Annotated in this window: 24 protein-coding genes; 12 read left to right on the top strand and 12 right to left on the bottom strand. The window is 62.6% G+C overall.

Annotated elements, in window-relative coordinates; translation table 11 throughout:
- Nucleotides 1-189: 189 nt before the first annotated feature.
- The 4 genes from mnmG to MTAI_RS13790 are packed head-to-tail and all read left to right on the top strand — an operon-like array spanning nucleotide 190 to nucleotide 4,349.
- A complete protein-coding gene (mnmG, locus tag MTAI_RS13805; RefSeq protein ID WP_027888183.1) occupies nucleotides 190-2,001 on the top strand; it encodes a tRNA uridine-5-carboxymethylaminomethyl(34) synthesis enzyme MnmG in 1,812 nt (603 codons plus the stop codon).
- Between the two features lie 59 nt (nucleotides 2,002-2,060).
- Nucleotides 2,061-2,789 (top strand): 16S rRNA (guanine(527)-N(7))-methyltransferase RsmG, encoded by a 729-nt coding sequence (gene rsmG, locus MTAI_RS13800; RefSeq protein WP_027888182.1) that lies wholly within the window; start codon nucleotides 2,061-2,063, stop codon nucleotides 2,787-2,789.
- A complete protein-coding gene (locus MTAI_RS13795) occupies nucleotides 2,783-3,547 on the top strand; it encodes a ParA family protein (RefSeq protein ID WP_027888181.1) in 765 nt (254 codons plus the stop codon). Before rsmG ends, MTAI_RS13795 begins: the two co-directional genes overlap by 7 nt.
- Nucleotides 3,531-4,349 carry a ParB/RepB/Spo0J family partition protein gene (locus MTAI_RS13790; RefSeq protein ID WP_027888180.1) on the top strand — a complete coding sequence of 273 codons (819 nt, stop codon included), beginning with the start codon at nucleotides 3,531-3,533 and terminating at the stop codon, nucleotides 4,347-4,349. Before MTAI_RS13795 ends, MTAI_RS13790 begins: the two co-directional genes overlap by 17 nt.
- A 1-nt stretch (nucleotide 4,350) precedes the next feature.
- Here the strand turns inward: MTAI_RS13790 and MTAI_RS13785 are convergent, their stop codons facing one another.
- Nucleotides 4,351-6,390, bottom strand: coding sequence for a DNA internalization-related competence protein ComEC/Rec2 (locus MTAI_RS13785; protein WP_027888179.1), 2,040 nt, complete (start codon nucleotides 6,388-6,390; stop codon nucleotides 4,351-4,353).
- Nucleotides 6,387-6,737: a helix-hairpin-helix domain-containing protein gene (locus MTAI_RS13780; RefSeq protein WP_027888178.1), complete on the bottom strand. Its 351-nt coding sequence runs from the start codon at nucleotides 6,735-6,737 to the stop codon at nucleotides 6,387-6,389. Before MTAI_RS13780 ends, MTAI_RS13785 begins: the two co-directional genes overlap by 4 nt.
- A 1,037-nt stretch (nucleotides 6,738-7,774) precedes the next feature.
- On the opposite strand from MTAI_RS13780, the gene MTAI_RS13775 reads away from it, so the two are divergent.
- Nucleotides 7,775-8,455, top strand: coding sequence for a glycerophosphodiester phosphodiesterase (locus MTAI_RS13775; protein ID WP_027888177.1), 681 nt, complete (start codon nucleotides 7,775-7,777; stop codon nucleotides 8,453-8,455).
- Nucleotides 8,456-8,507: 52 nt separating this feature from the next.
- Entirely contained in the window at nucleotides 8,508-8,702 is a 195-nt protein-coding gene (locus tag MTAI_RS13770; protein ID WP_027888176.1) for a hypothetical protein, read from the top strand.
- A gap of 7 nt (nucleotides 8,703-8,709) precedes the next feature.
- Here the strand turns inward: MTAI_RS13770 and MTAI_RS13765 are convergent, their stop codons facing one another.
- Nucleotides 8,710-9,729, bottom strand: coding sequence for a threonine aldolase family protein (locus MTAI_RS13765; protein ID WP_027888175.1), 1,020 nt, complete (start codon nucleotides 9,727-9,729; stop codon nucleotides 8,710-8,712).
- Nucleotides 9,730-9,762: 33 nt separating this feature from the next.
- On the opposite strand from MTAI_RS13765, the gene MTAI_RS13760 reads away from it, so the two are divergent.
- Nucleotides 9,763-11,367, top strand: coding sequence for an acyl-CoA dehydrogenase family protein (locus MTAI_RS13760; protein WP_027888174.1), 1,605 nt, complete (start codon nucleotides 9,763-9,765; stop codon nucleotides 11,365-11,367).
- On the opposite strand, the gene MTAI_RS13755 is transcribed toward MTAI_RS13760, so the two are convergent.
- Nucleotides 11,364-13,379: a molybdopterin-containing oxidoreductase family protein gene (locus MTAI_RS13755; RefSeq protein WP_027888173.1), complete on the bottom strand. Its 2,016-nt coding sequence runs from the start codon at nucleotides 13,377-13,379 to the stop codon at nucleotides 11,364-11,366. The two genes, MTAI_RS13760 and MTAI_RS13755, sit on opposite strands and share 4 nt — an antisense overlap.
- 245 nt (nucleotides 13,380-13,624) lie before the next feature.
- Here MTAI_RS13755 and MTAI_RS13750 point away from each other — a divergent pair, with 245 nt between their 5' ends.
- From MTAI_RS13750 to MTAI_RS13735, 4 genes are all read left to right on the top strand, one after another.
- Complete coding sequence (locus tag MTAI_RS13750; protein ID WP_027888172.1) at nucleotides 13,625-14,002, top strand: hypothetical protein; 378 nt, start codon at nucleotides 13,625-13,627, stop codon at nucleotides 14,000-14,002.
- 18 nt (nucleotides 14,003-14,020) lie between these two features.
- Entirely contained in the window at nucleotides 14,021-14,377 is a 357-nt protein-coding gene (locus tag MTAI_RS13745; RefSeq protein WP_027888171.1) for a hypothetical protein, read from the top strand.
- 176 nt (nucleotides 14,378-14,553) lie between these two features.
- On the top strand, nucleotides 14,554-14,829 hold the full coding sequence (locus MTAI_RS13740; protein WP_027888170.1) for a hypothetical protein: 276 nt from the start codon (nucleotides 14,554-14,556) through the stop codon (nucleotides 14,827-14,829).
- Between the two features lie 89 nt (nucleotides 14,830-14,918).
- A complete protein-coding gene (locus MTAI_RS13735) occupies nucleotides 14,919-16,283 on the top strand; it encodes an FAD-dependent oxidoreductase (RefSeq protein ID WP_027888169.1) in 1,365 nt (454 codons plus the stop codon).
- A 36-nt stretch (nucleotides 16,284-16,319) separates the two neighbouring features.
- Here the strand turns inward: MTAI_RS13735 and MTAI_RS13730 are convergent, their stop codons facing one another.
- The 6 genes from MTAI_RS13730 to MTAI_RS13705 all read right to left on the bottom strand — a co-directional run bounded on the left by MTAI_RS13730 (nucleotide 16,320) and on the right by MTAI_RS13705 (nucleotide 21,529).
- Complete coding sequence (locus tag MTAI_RS13730) at nucleotides 16,320-17,624, bottom strand: sensor histidine kinase (RefSeq protein WP_187388563.1); 1,305 nt, start codon at nucleotides 17,622-17,624, stop codon at nucleotides 16,320-16,322.
- Complete coding sequence (locus tag MTAI_RS13725; protein ID WP_013015275.1) at nucleotides 17,621-18,277, bottom strand: response regulator transcription factor; 657 nt, start codon at nucleotides 18,275-18,277, stop codon at nucleotides 17,621-17,623. The genes MTAI_RS13730 and MTAI_RS13725 overlap by 4 nt, the downstream gene beginning before the upstream one ends.
- A gap of 2 nt (nucleotides 18,278-18,279) precedes the next feature.
- Nucleotides 18,280-18,690, bottom strand: coding sequence for a hypothetical protein (locus tag MTAI_RS13720; protein ID WP_013015274.1), 411 nt, complete (start codon nucleotides 18,688-18,690; stop codon nucleotides 18,280-18,282).
- A 10-nt stretch (nucleotides 18,691-18,700) separates the two neighbouring features.
- On the bottom strand, nucleotides 18,701-19,114 hold the full coding sequence (locus MTAI_RS13715; RefSeq protein WP_013015273.1) for a hypothetical protein: 414 nt from the start codon (nucleotides 19,112-19,114) through the stop codon (nucleotides 18,701-18,703).
- A 60-nt stretch (nucleotides 19,115-19,174) separates the two neighbouring features.
- Complete coding sequence (locus MTAI_RS13710) at nucleotides 19,175-19,777, bottom strand: hypothetical protein (RefSeq protein WP_013015272.1); 603 nt, start codon at nucleotides 19,775-19,777, stop codon at nucleotides 19,175-19,177.
- A gap of 81 nt (nucleotides 19,778-19,858) precedes the next feature.
- Nucleotides 19,859-21,529: a sugar phosphorylase gene (locus MTAI_RS13705; protein ID WP_187388562.1), complete on the bottom strand. Its 1,671-nt coding sequence runs from the start codon at nucleotides 21,527-21,529 to the stop codon at nucleotides 19,859-19,861.
- A 96-nt stretch (nucleotides 21,530-21,625) separates the two neighbouring features.
- Between MTAI_RS13705 and MTAI_RS13700 the strand changes: the two genes are divergently transcribed.
- Nucleotides 21,626-22,522 carry an alpha/beta hydrolase gene (locus MTAI_RS13700; protein ID WP_027888972.1) on the top strand — a complete coding sequence of 299 codons (897 nt, stop codon included), beginning with the start codon at nucleotides 21,626-21,628 and terminating at the stop codon, nucleotides 22,520-22,522.
- A gap of 3 nt (nucleotides 22,523-22,525) precedes the next feature.
- On the opposite strand, the gene MTAI_RS13695 is transcribed toward MTAI_RS13700, so the two are convergent.
- Together MTAI_RS13695 and dnaX are read right to left on the bottom strand one after the other, a co-directional pair.
- The gene (locus tag MTAI_RS13695) at nucleotides 22,526-22,801 is read right to left on the bottom strand and encodes a metal-sensitive transcriptional regulator (RefSeq protein ID WP_027888973.1); all 276 of its coding nucleotides are present in this window, start codon (nucleotides 22,799-22,801) and stop codon (nucleotides 22,526-22,528) included.
- A gap of 173 nt (nucleotides 22,802-22,974) precedes the next feature.
- Entirely contained in the window at nucleotides 22,975-24,804 is a 1,830-nt protein-coding gene (gene dnaX / locus MTAI_RS13690) for a DNA polymerase III subunit gamma/tau (protein ID WP_027888974.1), read from the bottom strand.
- Nucleotides 24,805-24,915 lie beyond the last annotated feature (111 nt).

Genomic DNA, 24,915 nt, shown 5'->3' with positions numbered 1-24,915 from the left:
CGAGTTATCCACAGGTGGAGAACCCCCTGTGGATAATGTTGTGTGGGTGTGAGAAAAACCTTGCTGGAGCCTAGGATCCGTATCTGGAACAGTAAAAAATAAGACCGCGTGAAATTCGAGTGGTGTGCCCGTTGGGCTCGTGGATTCTAGGAGGCCTCTGCTAAAATGCGAGGTTAGGAGTTGATGGGGATGGGGGCCTATGACGTTATAGTGGTGGGCGGTGGTCATGCGGGAATCGAGGCGGCCTGGGCAGCAGCCAGGCTGGGGGCTAGGGTGGGCCTGGTTACGTCGAACCCCGAGCGCATCGGCTTGATGCCCTGCAACCCCGCCGTGGGTGGGCCCGGCAAAAGCCAACTGGTGGCTGAGGTAGAGGCCCTGGGTGGCCTGATGGGCAAGCTGGCGGATGCCACCGCCATTCACACCCGTGTGCTAAATCGTTCTAAAGGCCCCGCGGTTCAGAGCTTGCGCGTGCAGGTGGATCGTGATCTTTATGCGCTCGAGGCCCAACGGGTGCTGCTGGGGCACCCTCAGATTGAAAGCGTGCGGGCGGAAGTGGCGGCGCTGTGGGTTGAGCAGGGGGTGCTATGTGGCGTGCAAACCGTGGATGGACGCAGACTGCCGGCCAGGGCTGTGGTGGTGGCCAGCGGCACCTTTTTACAAGGGGTGGTCTGGTATGGAAGGCAGTCCCGGCCCGCAGGGCGACAAGGAGAGCCCCCTGCCCGTTTTCTCTCCGAGAGCTTACGAGCGGTGGGGCATCGTTTGTTGCGCTTTAAGACGGGGACGCCCCCCCGCATCCAGGCCGACTCGGTGGATTACCACAAGCTCGAGGTGGTTCCGGCGGATGATCCTCCAGAAACCTTTGCTGGGGTGCCTGGCCCTTATGCGACGGCCCGCCCCACCTGGCAGACCCGCACCACTGCAACCACCCACCGGCTGATCCAGGAAAACCTGCACCTATCGCCTCTGTACGGTGGGGATATTGAAGGCATTGGACCCCGGTACTGCCCTTCCATTGAAGACAAGGTGGTTCGTTTTTCCGACAAGGAGACGCATCTGCTTTTTGTGGAGCCCGATGGACTGCACACCACAGAGCTGTACCTGCAGGGCTTTAGCTCTTCCCTACCCCCTGAGCTGCAGGTTCAGATGGTGCGTAGCCTGCCAGGGTTTGAGCAGGCTGTGATTCAACGCTATGCCTATGCGGTGGAATACGATGCGGTAGACCCTTTGGAACTAACCCCAGGTCTGCAATCCCGTATGCTACCGGGGCTGTTTACTGCTGGTCAGCTCAATGGAACCTCGGGCTATGAAGAGGCAGCAGCCCAGGGCTTGCTTGCTGGTTTGAATGCGGCGCGGTATGCAATGGGGCTGGAAGAGGTTCAACTACCTCGAGCCTCTGGCTATATCGGGGTGATGGTAGACGACCTGGTTCACCGTGGGGTGGACGAGCCCTATCGCATGATGACCTCGAGGGTGGAGCTGCGCTTGTTGTGCAGGTCGGATAATGCGGATGAGCGCATGGTACCGCTGGCGGTTGCTTGGGGGCTGCGCCCGGCTGAAGATCTACGGGCCGTACAGGCCAAATATACGCGGGTTCAGAACGAGTTGAACCGCCTTCAGCGTAGCCGTATAGAGGGGGTCTCGGCATTGCAATACCTGCGGCGGCCTGAGGCCAGTTATGAACAGGTACTGCGGTTAATTGGGCCGCCGGAGATACCCCTTAGCAAGGCCGAGGCTTACCAGGTTGAAGTGCGGGCCAAGTACGCAGGTTATATGGAGCGGCAGGCCAAGCTGCGTGAGAGACTGAAAGAACTCGAGGCCTACCGCCTGCCAGTGAATCTTGATTATACCCAGGTTCCCAGCCTCTCTAAAGAGGCGGTCGAGAAACTCAGCAGGGTTCGCCCCCACTCGGTAGCGGAAGCCTCGAGGGTTCCAGGAATCCGGGACTCAGACATCACAGCGCTTTTGGTGTACATCGCTAAAATGCCGGTTCCTGTTCATTGATCAGGCTGGTGATGTTTCACGTTTTACATATCGCATGCTGCCGATGGAGCGGCCAATGTATGCAGATGAGCGCGGATGGAAAACAGATGCTGTTGCGAGCGGGTGCGGAACTGGGACTGGAACTAGAACCCCATCTAACCCGCTTTGCTTTGCTCTTTGACCTGCTTACAACCGCAAACCAAAACCTTAACTTAACCGCCATCCGGGATGAAAGTGGCATTGTATATAAGCATTTTATAGATTCTCTGTCTTGTCTGCGTTACTCTGGCTTTACAAGCGGGCTGTCGGTGATAGACGTTGGTACCGGAGCGGGTTTTCCTGGGCTGCCTTTGGCAGTTGTAAGATCTGACATCCGCTTTGATTTGCTGGATGCTACCCAGAAGAAAATAGGGTTTGTGACCAAGGCCATACAAAACCTGGCGCTGCCAAACGCACAGGCTCTCTGGGGGCGCGCTGAAGACCTTGGTCGGCAGAGTGTAAAACGTGAAACATATGGGGCCGCCCTGACCCGCGCGGTGGCTGCACTGGCCGTCACTGCTGAGTTGACCCTACCACTGGTGCAGGTGGGTGGGTTTGTGTTGGTACAGAAAGGCGCTGAGGTGATGGGTGAAGTGGCAGAGGCCCAAGGTGCAGTACGAAAGCTGGGGGGCGTGCTGGAGGAGGTAATACACCTGAAGCTGCCAGGCACAGGCGATACACGACATCTAATTATCCTGCGTAAGGTGGAGCACACACCGCCCCAGTACCCCCGCAAACCTGGGGTTCCCGCCAAAAATCCGTTATCCTAGTGAGCAAGGTGAAGCGCATTGGCATAGTGAATCAAAAAGGGGGGGTGGGGAAGACCACCACCGCCGTAAATTTATCAGCCTACCTAGCCAAGGCCGGTCAAAAGGTTCTGTTAGTGGATCTCGATCCCCAAGTTAATGCAACCTCGGGGGTGGGGCAGGCTGTACCTGAGCGCAACATTTATACTGTTTTAGTAGGTAATGATGATGTTCGAGACGCACTGGTGAAGGTGGCTGAGGGGCTGGATCTGCTTCCCTCGAGCCCTGATTTGGTCGGGGCTTCTGCAGAGCTTATAGAAAAGCCCACGCGGTTGGCTGAAGTTTTACGGTCGCTGGAGCCGGCCTACGACCTCATCTTACTGGACGCTCCCCCCAGTTTGGGCCCCATTACCATCAACGTTTTGGCGGCAGCGGAGGGCTTGGTGGTTCCGGTGCAGGCTGAATACTATGCCCTCGAGGGAATTGCTGGCCTGATGGAGACCATTGAACAAGTGCGTACCAGCATAAATCCAGCTTTGCGGCTTCTGGGTGTACTGATCACCATGTACGACCCTCGCACCTTGCTATCACAGCAGGTTGAGAGCAACATCCGAGCCAATCTAGGAGAAAAGGTGTTCTGGACTGTAATTCCACGCAATGTCCGGCTGGCCGAGGCACCCAGCTATGGTCAGGATATTAGCCAGTACGCACCAACCAGCAGCGGTGCCCACGCCTACCGACGCCTGGCTGAGGAGGTGATGCGTCGTGTCAAAGAAGCCTAGCGGTCTGGGAAAAGGATTGGAAGCCTTACTGCCCAAAACCCCGGCTTCCCAAACCAAACTTCCTCTGGCCTTGATCAAGCCCAACCCCGGACAACCCCGGCGCCTGTTCGACTCAGAGGCGCTGGAAGAGCTGGCCGCCTCCATCAGGGAGAAGGGGTTGTTGCAGCCGTTGCTGGTGAGGCCGAAGGGGGATATGTACGAGCTGGTGGCGGGTGAGCGGCGCTTTAGAGCCTCTCAGATGGCGGGGTTGCGCGAGGTTCCGGTCATTATCAAGGATATAGGGGAGCGCGAGGCCCTGGAAATTGCCCTTATTGAAAACCTGCAGCGTGAAGACCTAAATCCCATGGAAGAGGCGGAGGGGTACAAACGGCTGGTAGATATGGGCATGACCCAAGAAGAGGTGGCCAGGGCCGTGGGCAAGGCCAGGGTAACGGTTACCAACGCCCTGCGGCTGCTCCAGCTCGGCCCAGAGATTAGAAAAGCCCTGGAGGAGAATAAAATCAGTGCAGGGCATGCCAGGGCCCTTCTGATGTTGCCTGAGTCCAGGCGAAGCTGGGGTTTGTCTGAGGTGCTATCTAAGCAGCTGAGCGTGCGCGAGACTGAAAAACTCAAGGATAGACCTGCGGCCTCGAGCGGCCGCGCAAAAGGCGAAGAAGCCTACCCCGAGATCGCCCGCAACCTCTCGCGCCGACTGGGTACAAAAGTTCGTTTTACGAGCCTCAAAAAAGGGAAGATAGAGATCAGTTACCACTCAGAAGAAGAACTCACCGCAATCTTGCAGGCCCTGGGCTACGAGGGGTAATTCAAGGCAACGGAATTCGTATAGCCCCCTCGATATCGGTACGTCGAATTTGCACACCGTACTGATTTAGACGCTCTAGTACGACCCTCGACGGGTGGCCATACGGGTTATTGCCCACACCAATTAAGGCTAGCTTGGGGCGGAAGTGCTGCAATAGATAATCACCGGTGCTGCTCTCAGAGCCATGATGACCCACCTTTAGGATATCCACCCTCTCGGTAGGCCAGCGCACCTCGACGGAGACGGGGGCGTCGCCGGTAAAAAGTATCTTGTGACTCCTGTACTCCAACACAAAAACCAAACTGCGTTCGTTGTCCTCGACCTCGTCACCTTGTGGCCCCAAGAAACGAAGGCGGGCCCCGGCCAGGGTTAGCTGGCTTCCTCTGCGTGCAAAAAAAACCGGGACTCCACGCTGACGGGCGGCCAGGTGCAGGGCATCGTCCAAGGTGGCGCCCCGCACCCTGGGCCCAGTAACCAATGCACCAACTGGAAAATTCCGTATAACCTTTAACTGGGCCCCCACATGGTCTCCATCGGGGTGGGTGGCGATGAGCAGGTCAAGATCATCCACACCCAAGGCCCGCAAGGCTTGTTCTAGCCGGGGGTAAGCCCAGTCACGCCCTCCGTCCACCAGGATTTCTACCCTGCCGGGAAGGCGCACCAGGGTGGCATCGCCCTGGCCGACGTCGAGCTGCCACAGTTCGGCCCGGGGTAGGTGCTGCGGCAGGATGGAGGCCAGGGCCGCCGTGGCAGCAAGCCCTGCCGCATGTTCCCAGTGAAGACGGCCGTAAAGGGCCAGCAGGAGTGGGAGGAGGCCGAGGTAGTAGAGAGCGAACCCCACGGGCGGTATCTCACCCCAGCGCAACAAAGGGCCATTTGACAGCCACCCAACCAGCCCCAGAACCAAGGAACCAAGAATCTCGATGGGCCCGGCCAGCAGGCCGCCCACTAGTAGTTTGAGAAAGCCCAGGGGAACCAGGAAGCTCAGCAAGGGTAACACCAGCAAGTTGGCAATGGGGGAGACCAGGGGCAGTTGATGGAAATGATGTAGCAAGAGGGGAAGGATCAGAATTTGTGCAGCAAGGGTGACGCTCACCGATGACCAGACCCACTGTTTCCAGCCCTCGAGCCTGGGCAGGCGTGGTAGTACCAGGGCCATGCCCAGCACGGCCAGATAGGAGAGCTGCGCCGAAAGACTGAACAAGGTACGCGGCTCGAGCAGCAATTGAACAAATAAAGCTAGCGACAAAGCCGGCAAGACTGCTACCCGGCCACGTCCAATGAAGAGCCCCGTCAACACAAAGCCCGCCATAATCACTGCTCGTACCAGCGAGGGCTGGGGCCCAACAAGCCACAGATACAGCAGCAATAAAAGCAAGGCTGCAGGGTAGCGCCACCTGCCCAGCGGATGGAGCAAGAGTACAAAAAAGCCGGTTAGGATCGCCACATGTAAGCCAGATAGGGCCAGGGTGTGGGCCAGCCCGGCTTGCTGAAACTCCGTATAGGCTTCACCTAGATTGCGACGTTCACCGAGGGTCAGGGCGGCGAGCAGGGCGGCTACTGGAGGGGAGAGGCCCGCTACAAGCTGCTTTTGAAGCCACTGGCGGGGATCTGGGGGCAGGGGTTCGTAATGCACAACCTGCTGGGCTCGCAGCACTGCTGTAACCCCCAGGCTGTGCAACCAGGTTTGTTGATCAAAGCCCCCGGGGTTGCGCTTACTTAAAGGGCGCAGCAGATGGCCCTCCAAAACGTAGCGGCCATCCTGCAGATTTGGAAAGTGGTGTACGTACAGGCGTCCTTGCGGTGTGTATAGAAAACCCCCTCGAAGGGTGCCTTCGATCCGCACCCACCGGCCTATTTGCGAATCCCAAGGATCCTTGGCTAGGCCTAGGTGCAGGATGATCAAGGCGTAGGCACCCAAACCAAGCCAACGTGCGGATTGCGGGAGTCCAAGCCCTGCCAGCAAGCCTAGGAAGGCCCAGGGGGTTAGCTGGCTGAGGGCTCCCAGCAGGGCCCCAGCACCCAGAGCAAAAGGAATCATAGGGTTACTAGGGGACGCAACCGCTCAAGTATTTTGGGCCCGATTCCCTTAACACGCTCGAGGTCCTCGAGCGTGCGGTAGGGGCGTCCTTGAATGATGCGCTGGGCTAGCGCAGGGCCAATTCCGGGCAGACTCTCGATCTCGGCTTGGCTGGCTGTGTTGAGGTTGACCTTTTGAACCTCGGGTAAAGCAGGGCCGGGTCTTAGAGTATCTGTGGCTTCCAGGCCTGGGGTGGGTGGGGTGTAGAACTGGGCTGGCGCGAATCGAACGGTTAGGTTGGGCCATAGGCTCGCCAGCCCTAGACCGAGCACCACCAGGATATAGGCTATGTTCAGCCAAGGCTTCATTGAAGCCCAATTTACTGTATGGGGCTGCGAATCCAGCCCTTGAACCTACAGAAATGCGCTCAGTAGGGCTCCGATAAGCGCCACTGAATAAGCGCAAGAGAGAGACCCACTGAAATTACCCCTAGCGGAACCCAGATATCGCTGGTGCTACCCATATTTACTACTAAATATCCTCCTGTAACACCTGCTGTGATCAGGGCTGAAACCTTTAGTAACACCGAAATGACGCGTTGCGTTGAGGAAGGGCCCCTGCCTTGAGCAGAAACCTTGGGCGCTGGGCTGGCCTCGCTTCGCGCGTCTGTGGCTGTAGGGGTGGGCGCGGGTGCGGGTACGGGTGCAGCGGAGCTGGGCTTAGGCGAACCCTCATAGGCCCAGATGGAATCGCTGGGTTCATCGGGGAGGGTTTTGGCTGGTTCTGTGATGTTGAGTTGGTTAGAAAAAGCTGGCGCAACCGGCGGTGTTTCCGGGGGTGTCGGGTAGGTGGGTTGGGGCGTGGGGGGGCTGGGGGGTGGAACACTGGCTTCGCGGGCAGCATCCGGTGTGGGTGGGGGTGTTTCTACCGACTCGACCACCCGGGGGGGCTCATCGGTCTGGGTGGCTTCGGACTTGGCCCTGAGCACATGTCCTTTGAGCGACTCCAGGAAAAGCTTTAATTCGTCTTTCTGGAAAGCGGCCGGGGCAATGCTCATGAGGATCCCCTGCTCGCTCATCACGTCTATGGTGCCGGTCTGCTTGTTTACGCTAATGCGCTTGATTATGGAAAGGCGTGAGCTCTGTGAGGTGTTATCGTCTAGGTAGAACAATTCTCGGCTACTTAAGGCCAGAAGACCGCCGGGGCCTTCGAGCCGAGCAATGATGGGGGACTGGGTCAATTGCGAAAGACGCGCATCATATTTGCCCATATTTAGCAGTCTACAACATGCGCAGACCGGCTTGCTTTCATCCATCACGTACAATTTGCTTGAAAGCGGTATAATCTCGACTCCCAGACACAAAAGCGGTTTGGGAAGTGAGTACCTCTGGCAAGGAGAAATGGCATGTTATCAGGTAAACCCTTGCTTCTAGGGCATCGCGGCGCTCCACTGCAGGCCAAGGAAAATACCCTCGAGTCCTTTCGCAAGGCCCTGGAGGCCGGCCTGGACGGCCTCGAGCTCGACCTGCAGCGCACCCGCGACGGGGTGTTGGTGGTGCACCACGACTTTGAGCTAGAGGGCCAGCCCATTGCCGCGCTGGACTGGCCCACCTTGCAGCAGCAAGCGCCCTGGCTGCCCCGACTCGAGCAGGTCTTGGCCCTGGCCGAGGGATTCCCCCAAGCCTGGCTCAACCTCGAGCTCAAAAGCCGGCCGGGCCCCTCGGATGGCCGTGAAGCGCTACTGGTACAGGTCTTGCAGAGCTGGCCAGGGCGCGCACGGGCCTGGATCAGCAGCTTCGACCCCCTGGCCCTGATCCGGCTGCACCGCCTGGGGACAGATGTCCCGCTGGCCCTGCTCTATGCCGAGACCGAGATGGAAGAGCTGGTACCCTGCCTGCCGGTGCAGGGGGTGCATCCGCTAAGTAAGCTGCTGAGCCGGGAAAAGGTGGAATACTTCAAGGCCCGTGGGATGTTTGTGGTCACCTGGACGGTTAACCAGGCCGCGGCGGTGCGGGAGCTGCTGGGGTGGGGTGTGGACGGTGTGATCGGTGACCGGCCGGAGCAACTGCTGGCCGGCCGGGCTTGACCCAACCGGGTTTTGCACCCGGTTCGGCCGGTTCTTGCGCTAGTCTTTTGGTATGCAAGGAGTGCAGTTCAAGCTAATTTCGGCTACGGATCCCGATATATTCCAGGAACGCCTCAACCGTTTTGTAGAAAGCCTTCCCCTGGAGGCTCTTCTGATAGATGTCAAGTTTTCCACCTCCCAGAGTGGTTCACAAACCACCTACGCCGCCTTGGTGCAGTACAAGTCGGTGGAGGAGTGGAAGGAGTAGGGGAGGCCTAGGCCACCTGCAAGGCCTGCTCGATTCGCTTCAGGGCCAGAGGGATGTCCTCGTCGTGCAGGTCGCGGTGCGTGACGAAGCGCACCCGGCTGGGCCCCATGGCGTTGGCCAGCACGCCCAGCCCGCGCAGGCGCTGGACGAAGGCCGGGGCCTGGGGTATCTGCACGTACACCATGTTGGTCTGCACCGCCTGCAGATCCACCTCGAGGCAAAGCCGCAACAACCCCTCGGCCAGGGCCCGGGCCATCTGGTGGTCGCGGGCCAGGTGCCCGGGGCCTTCGGTCAGGGCCAGGATGCCCGCCGCGGCCAGCACCCCCGCCTGCCGCATCCCCCCGCCCAGCAGCTTGCGGTAGCGCCAGGCCTCGGCGCGGTATTCCTTGGGCATCAGCAAAAGGGAGCCCACCGGGGCCCCCAGCCCCTTGGATAGGCAGATAGAGACGGTGCGGAAGCCTTTGGCCAGCTCGACGGGGGTGGTTTGCAGGGCCACCACCGCGTTGAAAAAACGCGCCCCGTCCAGGTGGGTGGGCAGCCCGGCCTCCTCCGCCACCCGCTGGATGGCCCGCTGCACGGCGATGGGCACCACCGTGCCGCCCGCGGTGTTGTGGGTGTTCTCCAGGGCGATCAGGCCGGTGGGGGCCTGGTGCACCGAGGTGTGGATGGCGGCCCGCACCGCCTCGGGGTCGGGTATGCCGTAGGGCGCCTTCACCAGCCGGATGGTTCCGCCCGCGAGCACCGCCAGCGAGCCCGGCTCGTACTCGTAGATGTGGGCCCCTTCGGGGGCGATCACCTCCTGCCCGCGCTTGAGGTGCAGCATCAGGGCGACCTGGTTGGTCATGGTGCCGCTGGGCATAAAAAGGGCGGTCTCGAAACCCAGCATCTCGGCCGCGAGGGCCTCGAGCCGGTTCACGGTGGGGTCTTCGCCGTAGACATCGTCGCCCACCTCGGCCTCGGCCATGGCCTTGCGCATGGCCGGGGTGGGCCGGGTCACGGTGTCGGAGCGGAGGTCGATGATGCGCATAGGCCCTATACTACTGCTGAAAGCGGGGTAGTTATGGAACACCAGTCCTATGCCTACGGCAAGAACCACTGGGCCTTGGAGCCCGATCTGCCGGCCTTGCTGGAGCGCCACTGGAAAGATTGGAGAAACCACAAGGAAGAGCTCGAGCGCTTCGGGGCTCTGGCCGGGGGGGCGGCCTACCGCATCGCCGACCACGTGGATAAAGAAGCCCGTCCGGTGCTGGTGATGCACGACCTGGACGGCCAGCGCATCGACCGGGTGCGGCTATCCCCGGCCCAGGAGGCCCTCAACCGCGAACTGGCCGCCATCAACCGGGCCCCCTACCAGGGGGGAAGCTGGCACCTGCACTTTGCCCTGGGCTACCTGCTGGCCGACCCCGGGCTTTACTGCATCCAGACCATCACCAACGCCACCGTCTACGCCATCCACAAGTACGCCCCGCAGCTGGCCCGCTGGAAAGAGGAACTCCTGGCAGGCCGGGCCTTTGGCGCGACCTGGATGACCGAGGTGCAGGGCGGCTCCGACCTGGGGGCCAACCAGGTGCGGGCGGTGCCCGAGGGGGCGGTCTGGCGGCTGTGGGGCGACAAATACTTCTCCAGTGGGGCCGGCCTCACCGATTACGCCATCGTCTCGGCCCGGCCCGAAGGCGCGCCGGCGGGGCCCAAGGGCGTTGCGCTCTTTCTGGTGCCGCGCCTGGACAGCCAGGGCCGGCTCAACTACCGGGTGCGGCGGCTCAAGGACAAGCTCGCCACCCGCGCGGTGCCCTCGGGCGAGGTGGAGTTCGAGGGGGCCGAGGCCCATCTGGTGGGCCGGGCCGAGGAGGGCATCTACTACATCCTGGAAACCCTGACCCTGTCGCGCCTGGCCAACGCCTGCGGGGCCATGGGGCTGGCCCGCAAGGCCCAGCTCGAGGCCCTCTTCCGGGTGCGCTCGCGCCGGGCCTTTGGCAAAAAACTGGAGGAGCACCCCCTCATCCGCCGCGACCTGACCGACCTGGCGGTGCGCATCGCCGGCGGCCTGGCCCTGACCTTCCGCGCGGTGGCGGCCTGGGAGGCGGCCTGGCAGGAGACCCCGCCCTACAGCCCCCGCTACCACTACGCCCGGCTGCTGGCCCACCTGGCCAAGGCCCGCACCGCCGAGCACGGCACCTACTGCACCCAGCTGGGCATGGAGCTTTTCGGCGGGGTGGGTTTTGTGGAGGACTTCGCCATCGCCCGCCTGGCCCGCGAGGCCCTGATCACCCCCATCTGGGAAGGCCCCGCCAACGTGCAGGCTTTAGATACCCTCGAGGTGCTCTTCCGCAAGGGCGCGGCCGAGCCCTTCCTGGCCGAGTTTGCCGCCAAGCTCGAGGCGGTGGGCGGCGAGGAGGCCAGGCTGGCGCTGAATAGCCTGGAGCGCACCCTCCGCCGCCTGCAAAGCCTCTCCCCCGAGGAGGCCCAGTGGCAGGCCAAGGAGGCCCTGCGCACCCTGGCCGACGCGGCCAGCGTGGCCCTGCTTTACGAGCTGGATAGCGAACGCCATGCCCGGCTGGCCGCTCTGTACGCCCGGCGCTTCCTGGCCCAGGAGGAGTACCCGGCCTGGGCCATGCGGGAAGAAGGGCTGTGGCGGGTGGGTTTGGAGCCCACCCCAGCCCCCTAGTCCAAACCTTCCAACCGCACCGGGTTGGAGTGGAAGGTGGAGCCCGCCCCCATGTCGGTGAGGTGTTCGCCGGTCAGCCAGTTGATGCCCTTGCCGTCCGGCGCGGGTTTTTCCCACCAGGTGCCCTCCAGCACCACCGTACCCCGGATGGGGGCCTCGCTCACCCGCACCCGCCGCACCACCGCGCCGTGCTGGGAGCGCACCCGCACCCGCGCGCCGTCCACCACGCCAAAGGCCCGCGCGTCCTCGGGGTGTACCAGCAGGGTGGGCTCCCCCCCTTCGCCCTGCACCAGGCGCTCGATGTGCCCGTAGGTGGTGTTCAGGAAGTGCTTGGCGGGAGGGGTGAGCAAGATGAGCGGGAACTCCGGGGTGGGCTCGGTCAGGATCACCTGCGGCGGGGGGTCGAACTGCACCTTGCCGGAAGGGGTGCCGGCCCGCTCGGTAAAGGGCCGGAAGCCCCGGGGGATGTTGAGCCGCACGAAGCCCTCGGCCTTGAGGCGCTCGAGGGTGATGCCCTGCAGCCAGGGGTGGTCGGTGTCTAAAAGCGAGCGGGCCAGGGTCTCGGCGTCCCAGTAGAGGGTGGGCTCCTCCAGGCCCAGCCGCCGGCCCAGCTCGGCAAAAACCCAGGTGTTGGGCCGGGCCTCGCCCTGGGGCGGCATCACCGCCTCGTTCCAGGAGAGGTAGTAGTGGCCGTAGGCGGTGTAGAGGTCGGGGTGCTCCAGAAAGGTGGTGGCGGGCAGCACATAGTCGGCGTAGCGAGTGGTCTCGGTAAGGGCCTGCTCGAGCACCACCGTAAACAGATCCTCGCGCTGCAGGCCCTTTTGCACCAGGTCGGAGCGCGGGGCCACCACCGCCGGGTTGGAGTTGAAGACAAACAGGGCCCGGATGGGCGGCTCCAGGCTGGTGAGGGCGCTGCCGATCTGGGTCATGTTGATCCGCCGCGGTGGGGTGGGCCGGGCGGCCAGCAGGTGGGCTCCCCCCAGGTAGCGGCGGTTGAGGAAAAAGGCCCCCGAGGTGCTGAGCAGGGCCCCGCCCCCCGGGTACTGCCAGGCCCCGGTAATGGCCGGCAGCAGGATCACCGCCCGCAGGGCGCTGCCCCCTCCGGGGTGGCGGGTCAGGCCGTAGCTGGTGCGGATCAGGCTGGCCTTGGCCTGGGCGAACTCGAGGGCCAGCCTCTTTACCACCTCGGCGGGCACCCCCGTGACGGCCTCCACCCTCTCTGGCGTCCACGCCTCCGCCACCTGCATAAAGGCCTCGAAGCCGGTGGTCATGCGGGCGATGTAGTCTTTGTCGTGCAGCCCGGCCTGCACAATCGCCCGGGCCATCCCATAGGCCAGGGCCGCGTCGCTTCCGGGGCGGATCTTGATGTGCTCGTCGGCAAAGCGGCTGGTCAGGTTCTCGTAAGGGTCGATGTGCACGATGCGGGCCCCGTTCTGCCGGGCTTTTTTCAAAAAGGGGGTCAGGTGGGTGTGGGTGTGCAGGCTATTGATGCCCCACAGCAGGATAAACCTGGCCTGGGGGACATCCTCCGGGTCTACCCCATAGCGGTCGCCGTAGCTCCTCACCCAGGCCTCCCGGCCCGCCGTCGCGCAGATGGTGGTCTCCAGCTCGCTGGCCCCGATGGCCCGGAAGAAAGCCAGGGGATGCTCGTACTGCATGAGCCCCATGGTGCCGGCGTAGTAGTAGGGCAGAACCGCCTCGGGGCCGTATTTCTCGATGATCTCCTTTAGGCGTTCGGCGATCTCGTCCAGCGCAGTCTCCCAGCTCACCCGCTCAAACCGCCCCTCGCCCTTCCTGCCCACCCGCCGCAGCGGGTAGAGCGGGCGCAGGGGGTGGTGGTTGCGCTCGGGGTAGCGGTAGGTCTTGACGCAGGCGAAGCCCTGGGTGATGGGGTGGCGGGGGTCGCCCTCGATTTTGAGCAGGGTGTTGCTTTCCTCGTCGATGCTGGCGATCAGCGAGCAGGCGTCGGGGCAGTCCAGCGGGCAGGTGACGCGGGCTTTGCGTACAGTCATAAAAACCATGCTAAAAACTCGAATGGGCACCTGTCTATGCGGTGCTTACAATGCCTTAGCTTGGGCCAACCAAAGTAGCCCACATTGCTTAGGGGGTGTTGCTTTGCTATACCTGTAGTACCAGCGCTGCTGCTATTGAGACTTCAAAAGTGAGGAACCATGCGGAGAGCCAATCAAGCCCTAGCCATCGCTTACCCCGTTGGCCCTCGTTCTAGCTCAGGCCCGAGACGGCCAGCCCAGCATCTATGATCAAAAGGCTTCTAGCTTACTTGGCTATAGGTCTCTATGTTTTGGCTGTAGGCATTTTGTTTTCCTTAATCCATAGCCTGCAAGGTGGGGATCTGTGGAGCGACTTGGCTAATCGTGTGCCAATGGCGGTGGCGATTATTTTGGGGATCGTGTTGCAGGCTATCTTCTACCCTGAAAGAACGACCGCAGCTGGCACCGATACCACCAAGAGAGGTGCGAAGAAAGGTTTCTTTCTCATATTTGATACCATCTCGGCTTTTCTGCTGGTAGTGCCCGCAATTTATGCTTGGGGTATGGAAAGCGGTTGGGCGCTTGTTCTTCTGCTTTTACTTGCGGTGGCGCTAACCTTCTTTTTTCAATGGGCACGCCTATAACTACCCCTAAGGATCGCCATGAAGCGCCTCAGAGAAAGCCTTCTTTATTCCTCGGGCATAGCTGTTGCCCGAGAGCTTATATCACCTTCCAGTGACCTTGGAGTATTGATTTTCCGATTTGCGATCGTATTCGCCTTGATATACTTGCTACATCCTTTCGTTACCAATCTCGAGGAGAAGTTTTTGCAAAAATTTGCGCGCGGAGATCAAAGAAAAATTGCCGCTTATGAAGCATCGTATGTGGCTTTCGGGGCTGCCTTGATCGCTTACCTGCTATTTCCGTGGATATCTTGGCTCATCCTGCTCGCTGTTGGTGCTGCTAGTTACCTACTGTGGTACCGCGTCGAGCTCTGGCTAAATAGCAAAGACAGATGAAAACCCCACGCATCTGGGTGTTTTGGACTGCCGCTGCCGGGGGCGCTCGAGCTTACCCTAGATGCTACCTGGAAAGCCTTTTTGGGCTTTTCACCGGAACTTGTCTACCTTCAGACCGAGCGGCGTTTTGCTAAGGGGCTCGAGCTGGGTGGGCGACCTCCTGCGATAATGAAGGGGTGCAAGGCCGCCGCTGGCTGATCTACGCCGCCCTGCTCCTCTGGCTCCCGCTGGTCATGGCAGGGGGCTCCTGGCTGCTGGTCCGCAGCGTAGCGGCCCCAGTGTTTATCGCCTACCTGAGCCTGTTTTGCCTGGTGGGTTCGCTGGGGCTGTTCTGGGTGGGGGTTGTGCAGCTGCTGCGCCGGCGGCTGCGGGTGGCCGACCTGCTCTGGCTGGGGCTGTATGGGGTGGGGGCTGGGTTGTACGCCGCACTGATCGCATTGCTCAGGGCGTAGTGTTTGCGGCGGGAGGATGGGATATGATTGGCCCTATCTGAACGCGGTGCATCCGCGGCCCGATTCCAGACACAAACCGGAGGAGATAGATGGCAGAGCAGTTGGACGCAAACCGCCCCTTACGGGTAGCAGTCATTGGTGCGGGGCCCTCGGGTATCTATGCTACCGAGGCCCTGATCAAACAGGGCGAGGTGGCGGTCTCGGTGGATGTCTTCGACCGGCTACCCACCCCCTATGGCCTGGTGCGCTATGGGGTGGCCCCCGACCACCAGACCATCAAGTCGGTCACCAAGGTGATGCAGAAGGTGCTGCAAGATCCACGGGTGCGGTTTTTGGGCAACGTGGAGTATGGCCGCGACCTCACCTACGCCGACCTAAAGCGCCACTACGATGCGGTGGTCTACACGGTGGGGGCCTCCAGCGACCGCCACCTGAACATTCCCGGTGAAGACCTGCCGGGCAGCCTCTCGGCCACCGAGTTTGTGGCCTGGTACAACGGCCACCCCGATTACCAGAACCTGGATATCCGGCTGGATGTGCGGGGTGTGGCGGTGGTGGGTATGGGCAATGTGGCGGTGGACGTGACCCGCATCCTGGCTAAGTCGGCGGAGGAGCTGGGCAAAACCGATATTGCCGACCATGCCCTGCCGGTGCTGGAAGAGAGCCAGGTGACCGATATTTACATGCTGGGGCGGCGGGGGCCGGCCCAGGCCAAGTTCACCACCAAGGAGCTGCGGGAGCTGGGCGAGCTCCACAACGCCGATGTCATAGTGAGGCCGGAGGAGCTCGAGCTCGACGAAAAAAGCGCGGCCTCCATTGCCCACGATCCGGCCCTGCTCAAGAACCTCGAGGTGCTGCGGGAGTTCGCGGCCAGGCCCCTTAGCGGCAAGCCCCGCCGGATCCACATCCGCTTCTTTGTTTCGCCGGTGGAGGTGCTGGGCGAGGGCCGGGTGCAGAGGATCCGCCTGGAGAAAAACCGCCTGGACGAGAACCTGAACGCGGTGGGCACGGGCGAGTTTGAGGAGCTCGAGGTGGGGATGGTGCTGCGCTCGGTGGGCTACAAGGGCGTGCCCCTACCCGAGGTGCCCTTCGACAGCCGCAAGGGGGTCATCCCCAACCAGGGCGGGCGGGTTTTGCGCGAGGGCCAGGTGGCGGTGGGCGAGTATACCGCCGGCTGGATCAAGCGCGGCCCCAGCGGGGTGATCGGCACCAACAAGGCCGATGCCACCGAGACCATCCGGCTTTTGCTGGAGGATGCTCCCGGTCTGCCCCGGGCCCCCGAGCCCAGTCCCCAGGCGGTCACCCAGCTATTGCAGTCGCGCGGGGTGCGGTACGTGACCCTCGAGCACTGGCTCAAACTCGACCAGCACGAATGCGCCCAGGGGCAGGCCCAGGGCCGCCCGCGGGTCAAGGTGACCCAGATAGAGAAGATGCTCGAGCTGGCCCAGAACTAAACAAACCACGGAAGCAAGACCTCCCGGCCAGTCTGCTTACGATTTTGTTTGCAACGGTAAGGCAAACCCTAAGAGCGCACCGCCCTCTGGGGATCGCCCGGCTATGACCTGGCCCCCGTGCCAGCGTACAACGGCATCTACCAAAGCCAGCCCCAGCCCGCTGCCAGCGCTTCGCCGCCCACGGTAAAAGCGCTGGAAAATGTGGGGGATTTGTCCGGGCTCGAGGCCTGGCCCCTGGTCGTGAACCTCAAGATAGGCTTGCCGTCCCTGGGGGTACACCCGCAGGCTGGCCTGCCCCCCACCGTGGTGCAGGGCGTTTTCTAGCAGGGCTCGGATGGCAGCCCGCAAGGCGGTTTCGTCCCCAGATACCACCACCGGTTCCTCGGGCAAGAACCAGTCCAGCCGGTTAAAGGCTTCCCGCATACGCTCAGATTCTTCGAAGGCAAGAGTGTCCAGGAACACCGGGCGTTTCTCCAGGCTGCCGGCATCGGCCCGGGCCAGATGGAGTAGGGACTCCACCAAGTCCAGCATATCCCGCAGGCTTTTTTGGGCTTCTAAAAGCTCTGGCTTTACCGAAGCGGGGGCCTGGGCCAGGGCCCGCTCAAGGCGGCCGCTCAGGATAGACAGCGGGGTGCGCAGCGCATGAGCGGCATCCTGGGTGAAGCGGCGCTCGCTCTGGATAACCTCGCCCAAGGCAAAGAGCAGGCTATTGACAGCGCGCACAAAGCGCCACACTTCGTCGCGGCTTCTGGGCTCGGGCAGGCTGGAACCCCACCGGCGCTGCTCGGCCAGGGTCATGGCCCGACGGGTGAGGCGATCCAGCGGGTTCAGGCCGCGCCCCAGAAGAAAATAGGCCCCCGCCAGGGTTCCTAGGAAGACCAGGGGAATAATCCACAAAAGAAGACGGGTTAGAAACCGTAGGCTTTCCTGAACGGGCTCGAGGGGGAGGGCCGCGCGAAGCAGCAGGCCGTCTGCGAGAGGGCGGGTGTGTATCCGATAGACAGAGGATTTTCCCTGGGCCAGCTCCTCCAGTAGCCTGGGGGCGGGTGGACGGCCAAAGGCGTCCAGTAAGGTGCCGCTTTCGTCCACCAGTAGCAGCACCAGACCCGGGAGTAGCTGGGGTAAAACCGGCAGGCCCCGCTCTGGAACAAAGCGTGAACTGCCGTCCTCGGGGTCGGGGCCCAGAAGGGTGAGCGCAATATCTGTGGCGCGCTCGAGCTGGCTGTCCAGCCGGCGGAGCAGGCTGGCCTCGAGGCCCCACCTGAGCAGAACCCCACTCGCCAGGAAGCCGGCGGTGGTCACCACCATCACCAGCAAGGTCAGGCGCAGGCGCAGGCTCATCCCAGAAAACGGTAGCCCAGATTGCGCACGGTTTCTATAGCCTCCGGCGAGAGCTTGCGCCGCAGGTAGCGCACATAGGTGTCCACCGTACGCGGGTCTATGGCGGCCTCTCCGGGCCAGACTTTCTCCATAAGGGCCTCGCGGGAAAAATAACCCTCGGCGTGGAGGGCCAGGAACTCCAGGAGGGCATACTCCCGACCGGACAGGTGTACCGACTGCCCGTCCCACCAGGCCCTTTTTAGCTCCATATCCAGCTCCAGTCGACCCACCTTAAAGCGGTTGGTAGGCTCCCCTCGAGCCCGCCGCAAAAGGGCTCTGATCCGGGCTACCAGCTCCTCGGGGTGGAAGGGCTTGACCAGGTAGTCGTCAGCGCCGGCTTCCAGGCCTTTTACCCGGTCGGCCAGGCCATCCCGGGCAGTTAGAATCAGCACGGGCATCTTCTCGCCTCGAGCCCGGAGCGATTGCAATAGCTCGATGCCGTCCCCATCTGGAAGGCCCAGATCCAAAACCACCAGGTCGTAAGGGAAGCTTTGCAGCAGGCCATCGGCGCTGGCCATATCCTCGGCCAGATCCACCGCAAATCCCTGACCGCTGAGGGTGTCTTGCAACAACCGGCCCAGCCCGGTGTGATCTTCTACCAACAAAAGCCGCATACTCACCTGCGAAGGACTATCTGCCCGGTGCGGGCCTCAATCCAAATCTCCCGGCGGCCGGTTTTGGCCTCCCAGACCAACAGACGTTCTTTGGGCTTGGGCTTGAGCTCGAGCTTCTCCACCGTGCCCAGGCTGGCTGTGGCGAGCTGGAGGGCTTGACTAAAAGGCAGGTGAGCTTCGCGGGTATGGGGGGGCGGGGGTTTGGGGCGCACGCGGAAAATCTGCCCGGTGCGGGCCTCTACCCAAATTTCCCAGCCCCCCAGCCGCACCTCCAAGTATGGGGGCGATTTGTCCAGCTTGAACTCAACCTTGTAAGGTTCGTACGGCTGGCCCAGGTGGTTCTGGGCCAGCTTTACAGCCTGCTCGATGTGCAGCAGGGGGGATGCGAAGGCTACCAACCAAAGACCTACCATAACGCCGCGCCTATTCCTTTCGGCTGAACTCGAGGAAGGCTTCCGCCCGCAGCACGCCCGCCTCGGCGCTCTTGCGATCCCCGCGCTCGAGGGCCTCCCAGACTTCTACAATCATGTCATTCAACCGCTCGCGCTGGTCAGGTGGTAGCGACCCTGTGGCCTCCCTAAGGGCCCGGATTCGCGGGGCCAGTGGAGAGGGGAGGGGGAGCACAGCGTCTTTGAGCTGAGACCACGGGCCCTGCCGTAGCTGACGTAGCACCCACACTACAACCACAGCTATCAGCAGCACAAGCAGTATCAGGAAAAGAAAACCTACCAGCGCCTCAAAGAAATCCCGCTCGCGGGGCCCCCAGAAATCTCTAGGCCCATAATAGGGCGCACAGGCTGCCAGCAAAGGAATCAGTAACAACCACAGCTTTTTCACAGATACCTCCTTTCATTAGAACCCGCCCCTTAGCGCCAGGGGCGGGTGATGCAAGGCTTGCTAGAAACCCCGGTCGGCCTTGATCAGATCCCCGGCAGCGCTGGCCAGGTGATGGGCCGCTTCAGCCTGATACAGGGAGCTAAAATCGTTGGGACTTACCCGGCTTAGCAGGCCTCGAGCCTCTTGCAGGAGCTGTCGCACCAGCGGGTTGTTGTTGCGGTAATAGGCCAACTCCGCTTCCAGACGAGTGATCCGTTCCTGGGCTCTATAGGGGGCCGAGTAGCTTACTGGGCGGGGCCTACCGCTGGGGCTTGCAGTGAGCATCCCACTTTCAAAGCGCTGGGCCACCAGAATTTTCCGGGCGGCCTTGGCCCGTTCGGCAGCTTGGAAATAGCGCTGGGCCTGGAAATCCCGCTGGGCTTCACCGGCCAGGCGCTGGGCCAGGGCTACGCGGGGGCCTTGCGTGTGCGAAAGCTCAAATTGCAGCCTGTAGAGCTCTTTGGAAGCCCGCTCCGCCTCTCGATAGGAGCTGGGGTTGGGGGCCAAAGGAGCATTCGTGCCAGGGCCCGCAGGGGGGGGCGTGGGGGGAACGGGCGGCTGCGGCTGGGCCAGCGCCAGGCTGGCAATCAGGGCGATCAGTGAAATCCAGATGCTTTTTTTCATCTTGACCTCCTTTGCAAGAACCCGTGTGAACCAGGTTCGCCTAGGAGGGTAGATGGGTTTGGTGGGAAGGATGTGGGAGCCTCAGACCAGCCACACCACCCCGTAGGGAGGCAGGCTGCCGGCGAAGTATTTGCCGCTAATCAGGTCGCGCCCCACCCGCCGGATGGGCTGGGGCTGGTTGGTCACGTTGATGTAGCACCCCACCTGCCGGTCGCGGTAGCCCCGGAGGATGCGCAAGACCTCCCTGGACTCCATCACCACCTGGGGCGCGTTGGGGTGGAAGGCTGGGTGAGAAGCCCGCACCTTGAGCAGGTGGGTAAAGCGGGCCAGCACCTTGCGGGCGCGCGAGTGAGGGTTGGAGAGCAGCCCAGCCAGCTCCGGCCCGGTGAACTTGTGCCGGTTGAGGCGGCGGTTGATCCCGCTTTCTTGCAGGCCCGCGTGGTCGGAGGGGGAACCGAAGAGGCTGTGGATGTAGACCCCCGGCACCCCCTGCAGGCTCAGGAGAACGGCATGGGCTGCCAGGAAGCGGGCGATCTTGAGGTCTTCGTCCTCGTCGCCGTGGGGATGATTGAGGGCATCGAACAGGGTCAGGCATAGCTCGTAGGGCACCGGGCCCGCCGGGGTGTCCTTGTAGTTGACCCGGCCCCCATGATCCAGGGCCTGCTGGACGAGGGCCGCGATTTCTTCGGGCTCCAGAATGCCGTGGGCCGGCACCACCCCCAGCCCATCGTGCGAGGCCAGGAAGTTGAAGAAGGTGGTGCGCTCGGAGGGCGGCTTCAGGCTGGCGGCCCAGGCAGCCAGCCTGCTGGCGTCCCCGGTGCGGAAGGTGTGCAGCACCAAAGGGGGCAGGGGGAACTGGTAGACCATCTGGGCCTCGTCGTGGCCGTTGCCGAAATACGCGATGTTGCCCTGGTGCGGCACGTTGGTCTCGGTAACCAGCACCACCTGGGGCGCTTTTATATCCAGCACCAGCCGCATCAGCTTGACGATGCGATGGGCCCCTTCCAGGTGTATGCAGCTGGTTCCGATCACCTTCCAGATGAAGCCCACCGCATCGAGCCGGATGAACTGCGCCCCCTTGTGCACGTAGTGCAGCAGGGCATCTATGACCTCCAGGAGCACCTCGGGGTGGGCGAAATTGAGGTCGATCTGGTCGGTGGAGAAGGTCGTCCAGACCAGCTTCTCGCCGCTTGTGGTGGGGAAGGGGGTAAGCAGGGGCAAAGCGCGGGGCCGGAAGACCGCAGAGAGGTCGGTGCCGGGCTCCACGGTGATGAAGTAGTTTTGGTACTTTGGATCGCCCCGCAAGAAAGCCTGGAACCAGGGGCTCGAGGCCGAGACGTGGTTACATACCAGATCGGCCATCAGGCGAAAATCCGCCGCGATGGCCTGGACATCCTCCCAGGTACCCCACGCGGGCTTGACCTGCTTGAAGTCCACCACGCTGAAGCCATCGTCGGAGGTGTAGGGATAAAAGGGCAGGATGTGCACCCCGGAGAAAGCCCCCCGGAGGTGCTGGCGCAGAAAGCGGTGCAGGGTTTGCAGGGGGGGTTCGCCGGCCTGGGTGATCTGGTCGGGGTAGGTGATCAGGATGGCGTCCTGCTCGCTCCAGGGAGGGGTGGGGTGCGGTCGGGCCAGGTCTGGGTAGCCCTCGAGCAGGGCCATGAGCTGCCCCAGCACTTCCTGGCCCCGGCCAGGGTAGAGGAACTCAAGGTGGTCTTTCAGCTTCAGGTGTATATCGGCGTGTGCAGTCATGGTGGGATGTGATCGCTCCTCGGGGGTTGGCTCGATTATGGCAGAACGAACCCTTGCTATGTTCCTCAAGAATGCCAAAATTGTAACCTAAAACCCATGAGGCACCTGCTCTGGCTGGTAGTGCTGCTGGCCGCCTGCCTGCCCGCCCCGCCGCAGCGCAACCTGCGACCGGCAGGCAGCCCCGATGTGGTGGTGATGGGTTTTTCGGGTCGCTGCGCTTCGCTGCCGGTGGTGGGGGATGGCTGCAATCCGCCCTTCGACAACTACGGCTACCTCGACGACGAGGTGTTTCCTCGCAGCACCATCCCCCGCCAGACCGCCCAGACGGTGGTGGGGGTTTTTCGTGAACTGGGCTACAGCGTGGAATACTTCGACGTTTCGGCCTTCCTGTACGCCCACACCAGCGGCATCTCCCGGCAGCAGGAGCCGGGCTACCTCGAGGCCGAAGGGTATCTAAAACGGGTCTACGAGTACTGGATCCGGGGCTTCGAGAACCCCACGCGGGTGGTGCTGCTGGCCCACTCCCACGGCACGGTCTGGGCCAGCCTGCTGGCCTGGAACCACCCCGAGGTGCGCTTCGACTATGCCATCTACCTGGATGCTATCTGTAGCTTCTGGGATACCGATAATATGCGTAACAACCGCATCATCCAGGATTACTACGACGCCCGCGGGCTGCGACGCCCCTTCCCGCTCAACGCAGATGAAGGCGGCGGCCCCTGCAGGGTGCTGACGGTGCCGGGCCTGCCGACCCAACAGGATCTCAACGATGTGGTACCGCCCAACGTGGGGGTGGGCCTCGAGGTGGTGAGCCGCCGCCCGCTCAACCTGGCCCCGGTCAACTTCATCCACGACGACGACCCCGACCACCGGCTCGACGGCTCCAAAACCCGCCTGTTCCGCTTCCAGTCCCGCGAAGACCACAGCGGCGTTACCGCCCAGGGCAGCGATGCCATGCGGTGGGTGGTGGCCCAGATTCGGGCTCGAGATTGACCCTTATCCCGCAAACTTGCGCAGCATCGCGGCAATTTGCGCGGGTTTTTGAGTGTCGCCTTTTGCGATGTCAAGGGCGCAAAGGGTCAGGAACTCCTGTAGGATGAGGGTGGAAGCCGACTCCATGGCCTTTCTGGTAGCGGTCATCTGGGTGAGCACTTCCTCGCAGGGGCGCCCTTCCTCGACCATTTTTTGTAAGCCCCGTACCTGTCCTTCTATGCGACGCAAGCGCTTGAGAATGCCGTCTAGAGTCTCCCCATTGAGGTCGCTGGTGTTCATGGCAATGTTAGTCTACACCCCTACTTTGGGCTGTGCGCAGCCCATTCAGCGCGTTCCTGGCTTCATACGCATTTTGGTAGGTCGTTCACTTTGACAAGCCGAGGAATGCATGTCTACCCCCTTCGATCGGGTTGGTTCGCTGCCTTCCGGAACCGAGCTGACCGGATCGGGTATCAGTCCGGCTCCCCTTCGCTCTCGTGGGCAGGAGCCTCGAGCGCTACCTCGCGCGGAGCCTCGGGGTAAAACTTGCGCAGCCTTCCACCGAATAGGTGGATGAGCTTCTGAAAACGCGGGTCTTCCAGCAGGCCGGCCTCGCTGCGGGCCTGGCCGTCGGTCTCCTCGAGGGCTTCGTCGGGCGGGTTGGGGTCAAAGAGGGCCGCTTCGGGGTGCCAGGGTTCCGGTTCGGGCGGGCCCCCATCCAGGGGGTGTGATGGGGAGAGAGCGGGTTCCTCCCAGGGCGCATCGGTGGGGGCGGGGGCTGGAGCGGCTGTATCTGGGGTGCGGGGGATTTCCGTTGGGGGTGGGGTTGATGGACGATCCCCTTCGGGACGGTCTGGCACCCGTAAGCTGTTGGCCCGGTTCCCTGCCGGCTCATCCGCTAGTTTTTTTTTCCCACCCAGGCGCAGCTCGACCTGCTGGATGCCCAGCACCTCCCGGACTGCTTTCTGAATCTCCTCGAGGTTCTTCTGCGCCCCCTGGAAGTGGAAGCTGGCCCGCTCGGGGAACAAAAGCACCAGTTTGTCCTCCTCAAAGCGCGGCTCGGCCTCGCGCACGAAGCCGCGGATGGTCATCTTGAGCGCATTCATGACCCGCCGCCACTCCGAAGCCAGGTCGGCCACGCCGGGGGAAGGGGATGGGGGGCTGGCCGGCGCGGCGGGGGCCTCCTTGCGGGCCTCGAGCTTTTTGGGTCTGGGGTCGAAGTCGGGGATGCTGGGCGGTGCCGGCGTTACCGTTGCGCTTGGGGAGGTGGGGGCCGGGTGGAGAGCCTGGTAAGCATCGAGGAGGGCCAGCTCCAGCGACATGACATCCGAGCGCTTGAGGAGGCGCTCCTGGGCCTCGTCCAGCGCGGTCATGGCGGCTACTAAGCGTTCGTCGGGCTGGTTCAGGTGGGGGCCTGTGCCCAGCCCCATGCGCCCGTACAGCCCGGCCCGCAGGGCTTCCAGGAGCCCCTGGGCCAGGGTGCGGGCGGCGAAGCCCTGGGTGTACAGGCGATGGGCCTGTTCCAGGGCCAGCCGGAGCTGCCCTTTGTCCAGGGCCTCGGCCAGGGCAAACAAAGCTTCTTGCGGGGGCAGCCCCAGGGCCTCCTCGGTTTGCTTGAGGGTGAGGGGGCCCTCGAGGGTCAGCAGCCTGTCCAGGAGGCTCTCGGCATCGCGCATGGCCCCATCGGCCAGCCGGGCCACGAGCTGCAGGGCCTGGGGTTCGGCCTCGCGGCCCAGCCAGGCCAGGATGCGCCGGAGCTTCTCCACAATCTCGGCCTCGGAAAGCCGTCGGAAGCGGAAGTGCTGGGTGCGCGAGAGGATGGTGGGGGGCATGCGCTCGGGCTCGGTGGTGGCGAAGATGAAGATCACGTGGGGTGGGGGCTCTTCCAGCGTCTTCAAGAGCGCGTTGAAGGCGCTCTTGGACATCATGTGGGCCTCGTCCAGGATCACCACCTTGTGCTGGCCCAGGATGGGGCTTAGCAGGATGCGCTCGCGCAGCTCGCGCACGTCCTCTACCGAGTTGTTGGAGGCTGCGTCAATCTCCAGCACGTCGGGGTGCCGCCCCTCCCGCACCAGCCGGCAGCCCTCGCAGGTGCCGCAGGGCCTGGGGTCGCTCGAGCAGTTGACCGCCTGGGCAATCAGCCGGGCGCTGCTGGTCTTGCCCACCCCCCGGGGCCCCGAAAACAGGTAGGCCTGGGCCAGCCGCCCCGAACGCAAGGCGTTGAGCAGCACTTCCTTGACATGCTCCTGTCCCACCATCTCATCGAAGGTGGTGGGGCGGGCCTGGCGGTAGAGCGCACTCACGGGTTCTAGCTTAAGGCCCGGGGCCAAAAGCGCAAAGCTATAGATTCGGTTTTACAGCAGGGGCGCTGGTCATGGTTTTGGCAAAAACCCTCCGAAAAACCCCGATCGGTC

Origin of the sequence: Meiothermus taiwanensis WR-220 (assembly GCF_003568585.1) — a bacterium.
Classification (GTDB): Bacteria; Deinococcota; Deinococci; order Deinococcales; family Thermaceae; genus Meiothermus; species Meiothermus taiwanensis.
The sequence above is the reverse complement of the archived record's forward strand: the minus strand, read 5'-3'. Positions and strand labels throughout refer to the sequence as shown.

Excerpts from the sequence above, each read along its gene's own strand:
- MTAI_RS13695 (WP_027888973.1), bottom strand. The coding sequence starts at position 22,801 with ATGAACACCAGCGACCTCAATGGGGAGACTCTAGACGGCATTCTCAAG.
- MTAI_RS13775 (WP_027888177.1), top strand. The coding sequence starts at position 7,775 with ATGTTATCAGGTAAACCCTTGCTTCTAGGGCATCGCGGCGCTCCACTG.
- MTAI_RS13750 (WP_027888172.1), top strand. The coding sequence starts at position 13,625 with ATGATCAAAAGGCTTCTAGCTTACTTGGCTATAGGTCTCTATGTTTTG.
- MTAI_RS13785 (WP_027888179.1), bottom strand. The coding sequence starts at position 6,390 with ATGATTCCTTTTGCTCTGGGTGCTGGGGCCCTGCTGGGAGCCCTCAGC.
- MTAI_RS13735 (WP_027888169.1), top strand. The coding sequence starts at position 14,919 with ATGGCAGAGCAGTTGGACGCAAACCGCCCCTTACGGGTAGCAGTCATT.
- MTAI_RS13765 (WP_027888175.1), bottom strand. The coding sequence starts at position 9,729 with ATGCGCATCATCGACCTCCGCTCCGACACCGTGACCCGGCCCACCCCG.
- MTAI_RS13760 (WP_027888174.1), top strand. The coding sequence starts at position 9,763 with ATGGAACACCAGTCCTATGCCTACGGCAAGAACCACTGGGCCTTGGAG.
- MTAI_RS13700 (WP_027888972.1), top strand. The coding sequence starts at position 21,626 with ATGAGGCACCTGCTCTGGCTGGTAGTGCTGCTGGCCGCCTGCCTGCCC.
- MTAI_RS13730 (WP_187388563.1), bottom strand. The coding sequence starts at position 17,624 with ATGAGCCTGCGCCTGCGCCTGACCTTGCTGGTGATGGTGGTGACCACC.
- MTAI_RS13725 (WP_013015275.1), bottom strand. The coding sequence starts at position 18,277 with ATGCGGCTTTTGTTGGTAGAAGATCACACCGGGCTGGGCCGGTTGTTG.
- MTAI_RS13780 (WP_027888178.1), bottom strand. The coding sequence starts at position 6,737 with ATGAAGCCTTGGCTGAACATAGCCTATATCCTGGTGGTGCTCGGTCTA.
- MTAI_RS13720 (WP_013015274.1), bottom strand. The coding sequence starts at position 18,690 with ATGGTAGGTCTTTGGTTGGTAGCCTTCGCATCCCCCCTGCTGCACATC.
- MTAI_RS13710 (WP_013015272.1), bottom strand. The coding sequence starts at position 19,777 with ATGAAAAAAAGCATCTGGATTTCACTGATCGCCCTGATTGCCAGCCTG.
- MTAI_RS13770 (WP_027888176.1), top strand. The coding sequence starts at position 8,508 with ATGCAAGGAGTGCAGTTCAAGCTAATTTCGGCTACGGATCCCGATATA.
- MTAI_RS13705 (WP_187388562.1), bottom strand. The coding sequence starts at position 21,529 with ATGACTGCACACGCCGATATACACCTGAAGCTGAAAGACCACCTTGAG.
- MTAI_RS13755 (WP_027888173.1), bottom strand. The coding sequence starts at position 13,379 with ATGACTGTACGCAAAGCCCGCGTCACCTGCCCGCTGGACTGCCCCGAC.
- MTAI_RS13745 (WP_027888171.1), top strand. The coding sequence starts at position 14,021 with ATGAAGCGCCTCAGAGAAAGCCTTCTTTATTCCTCGGGCATAGCTGTT.
- rsmG (WP_027888182.1), top strand. The coding sequence starts at position 2,061 with ATGCAGATGAGCGCGGATGGAAAACAGATGCTGTTGCGAGCGGGTGCG.
- mnmG (WP_027888183.1), top strand. The coding sequence starts at position 190 with ATGGGGGCCTATGACGTTATAGTGGTGGGCGGTGGTCATGCGGGAATC.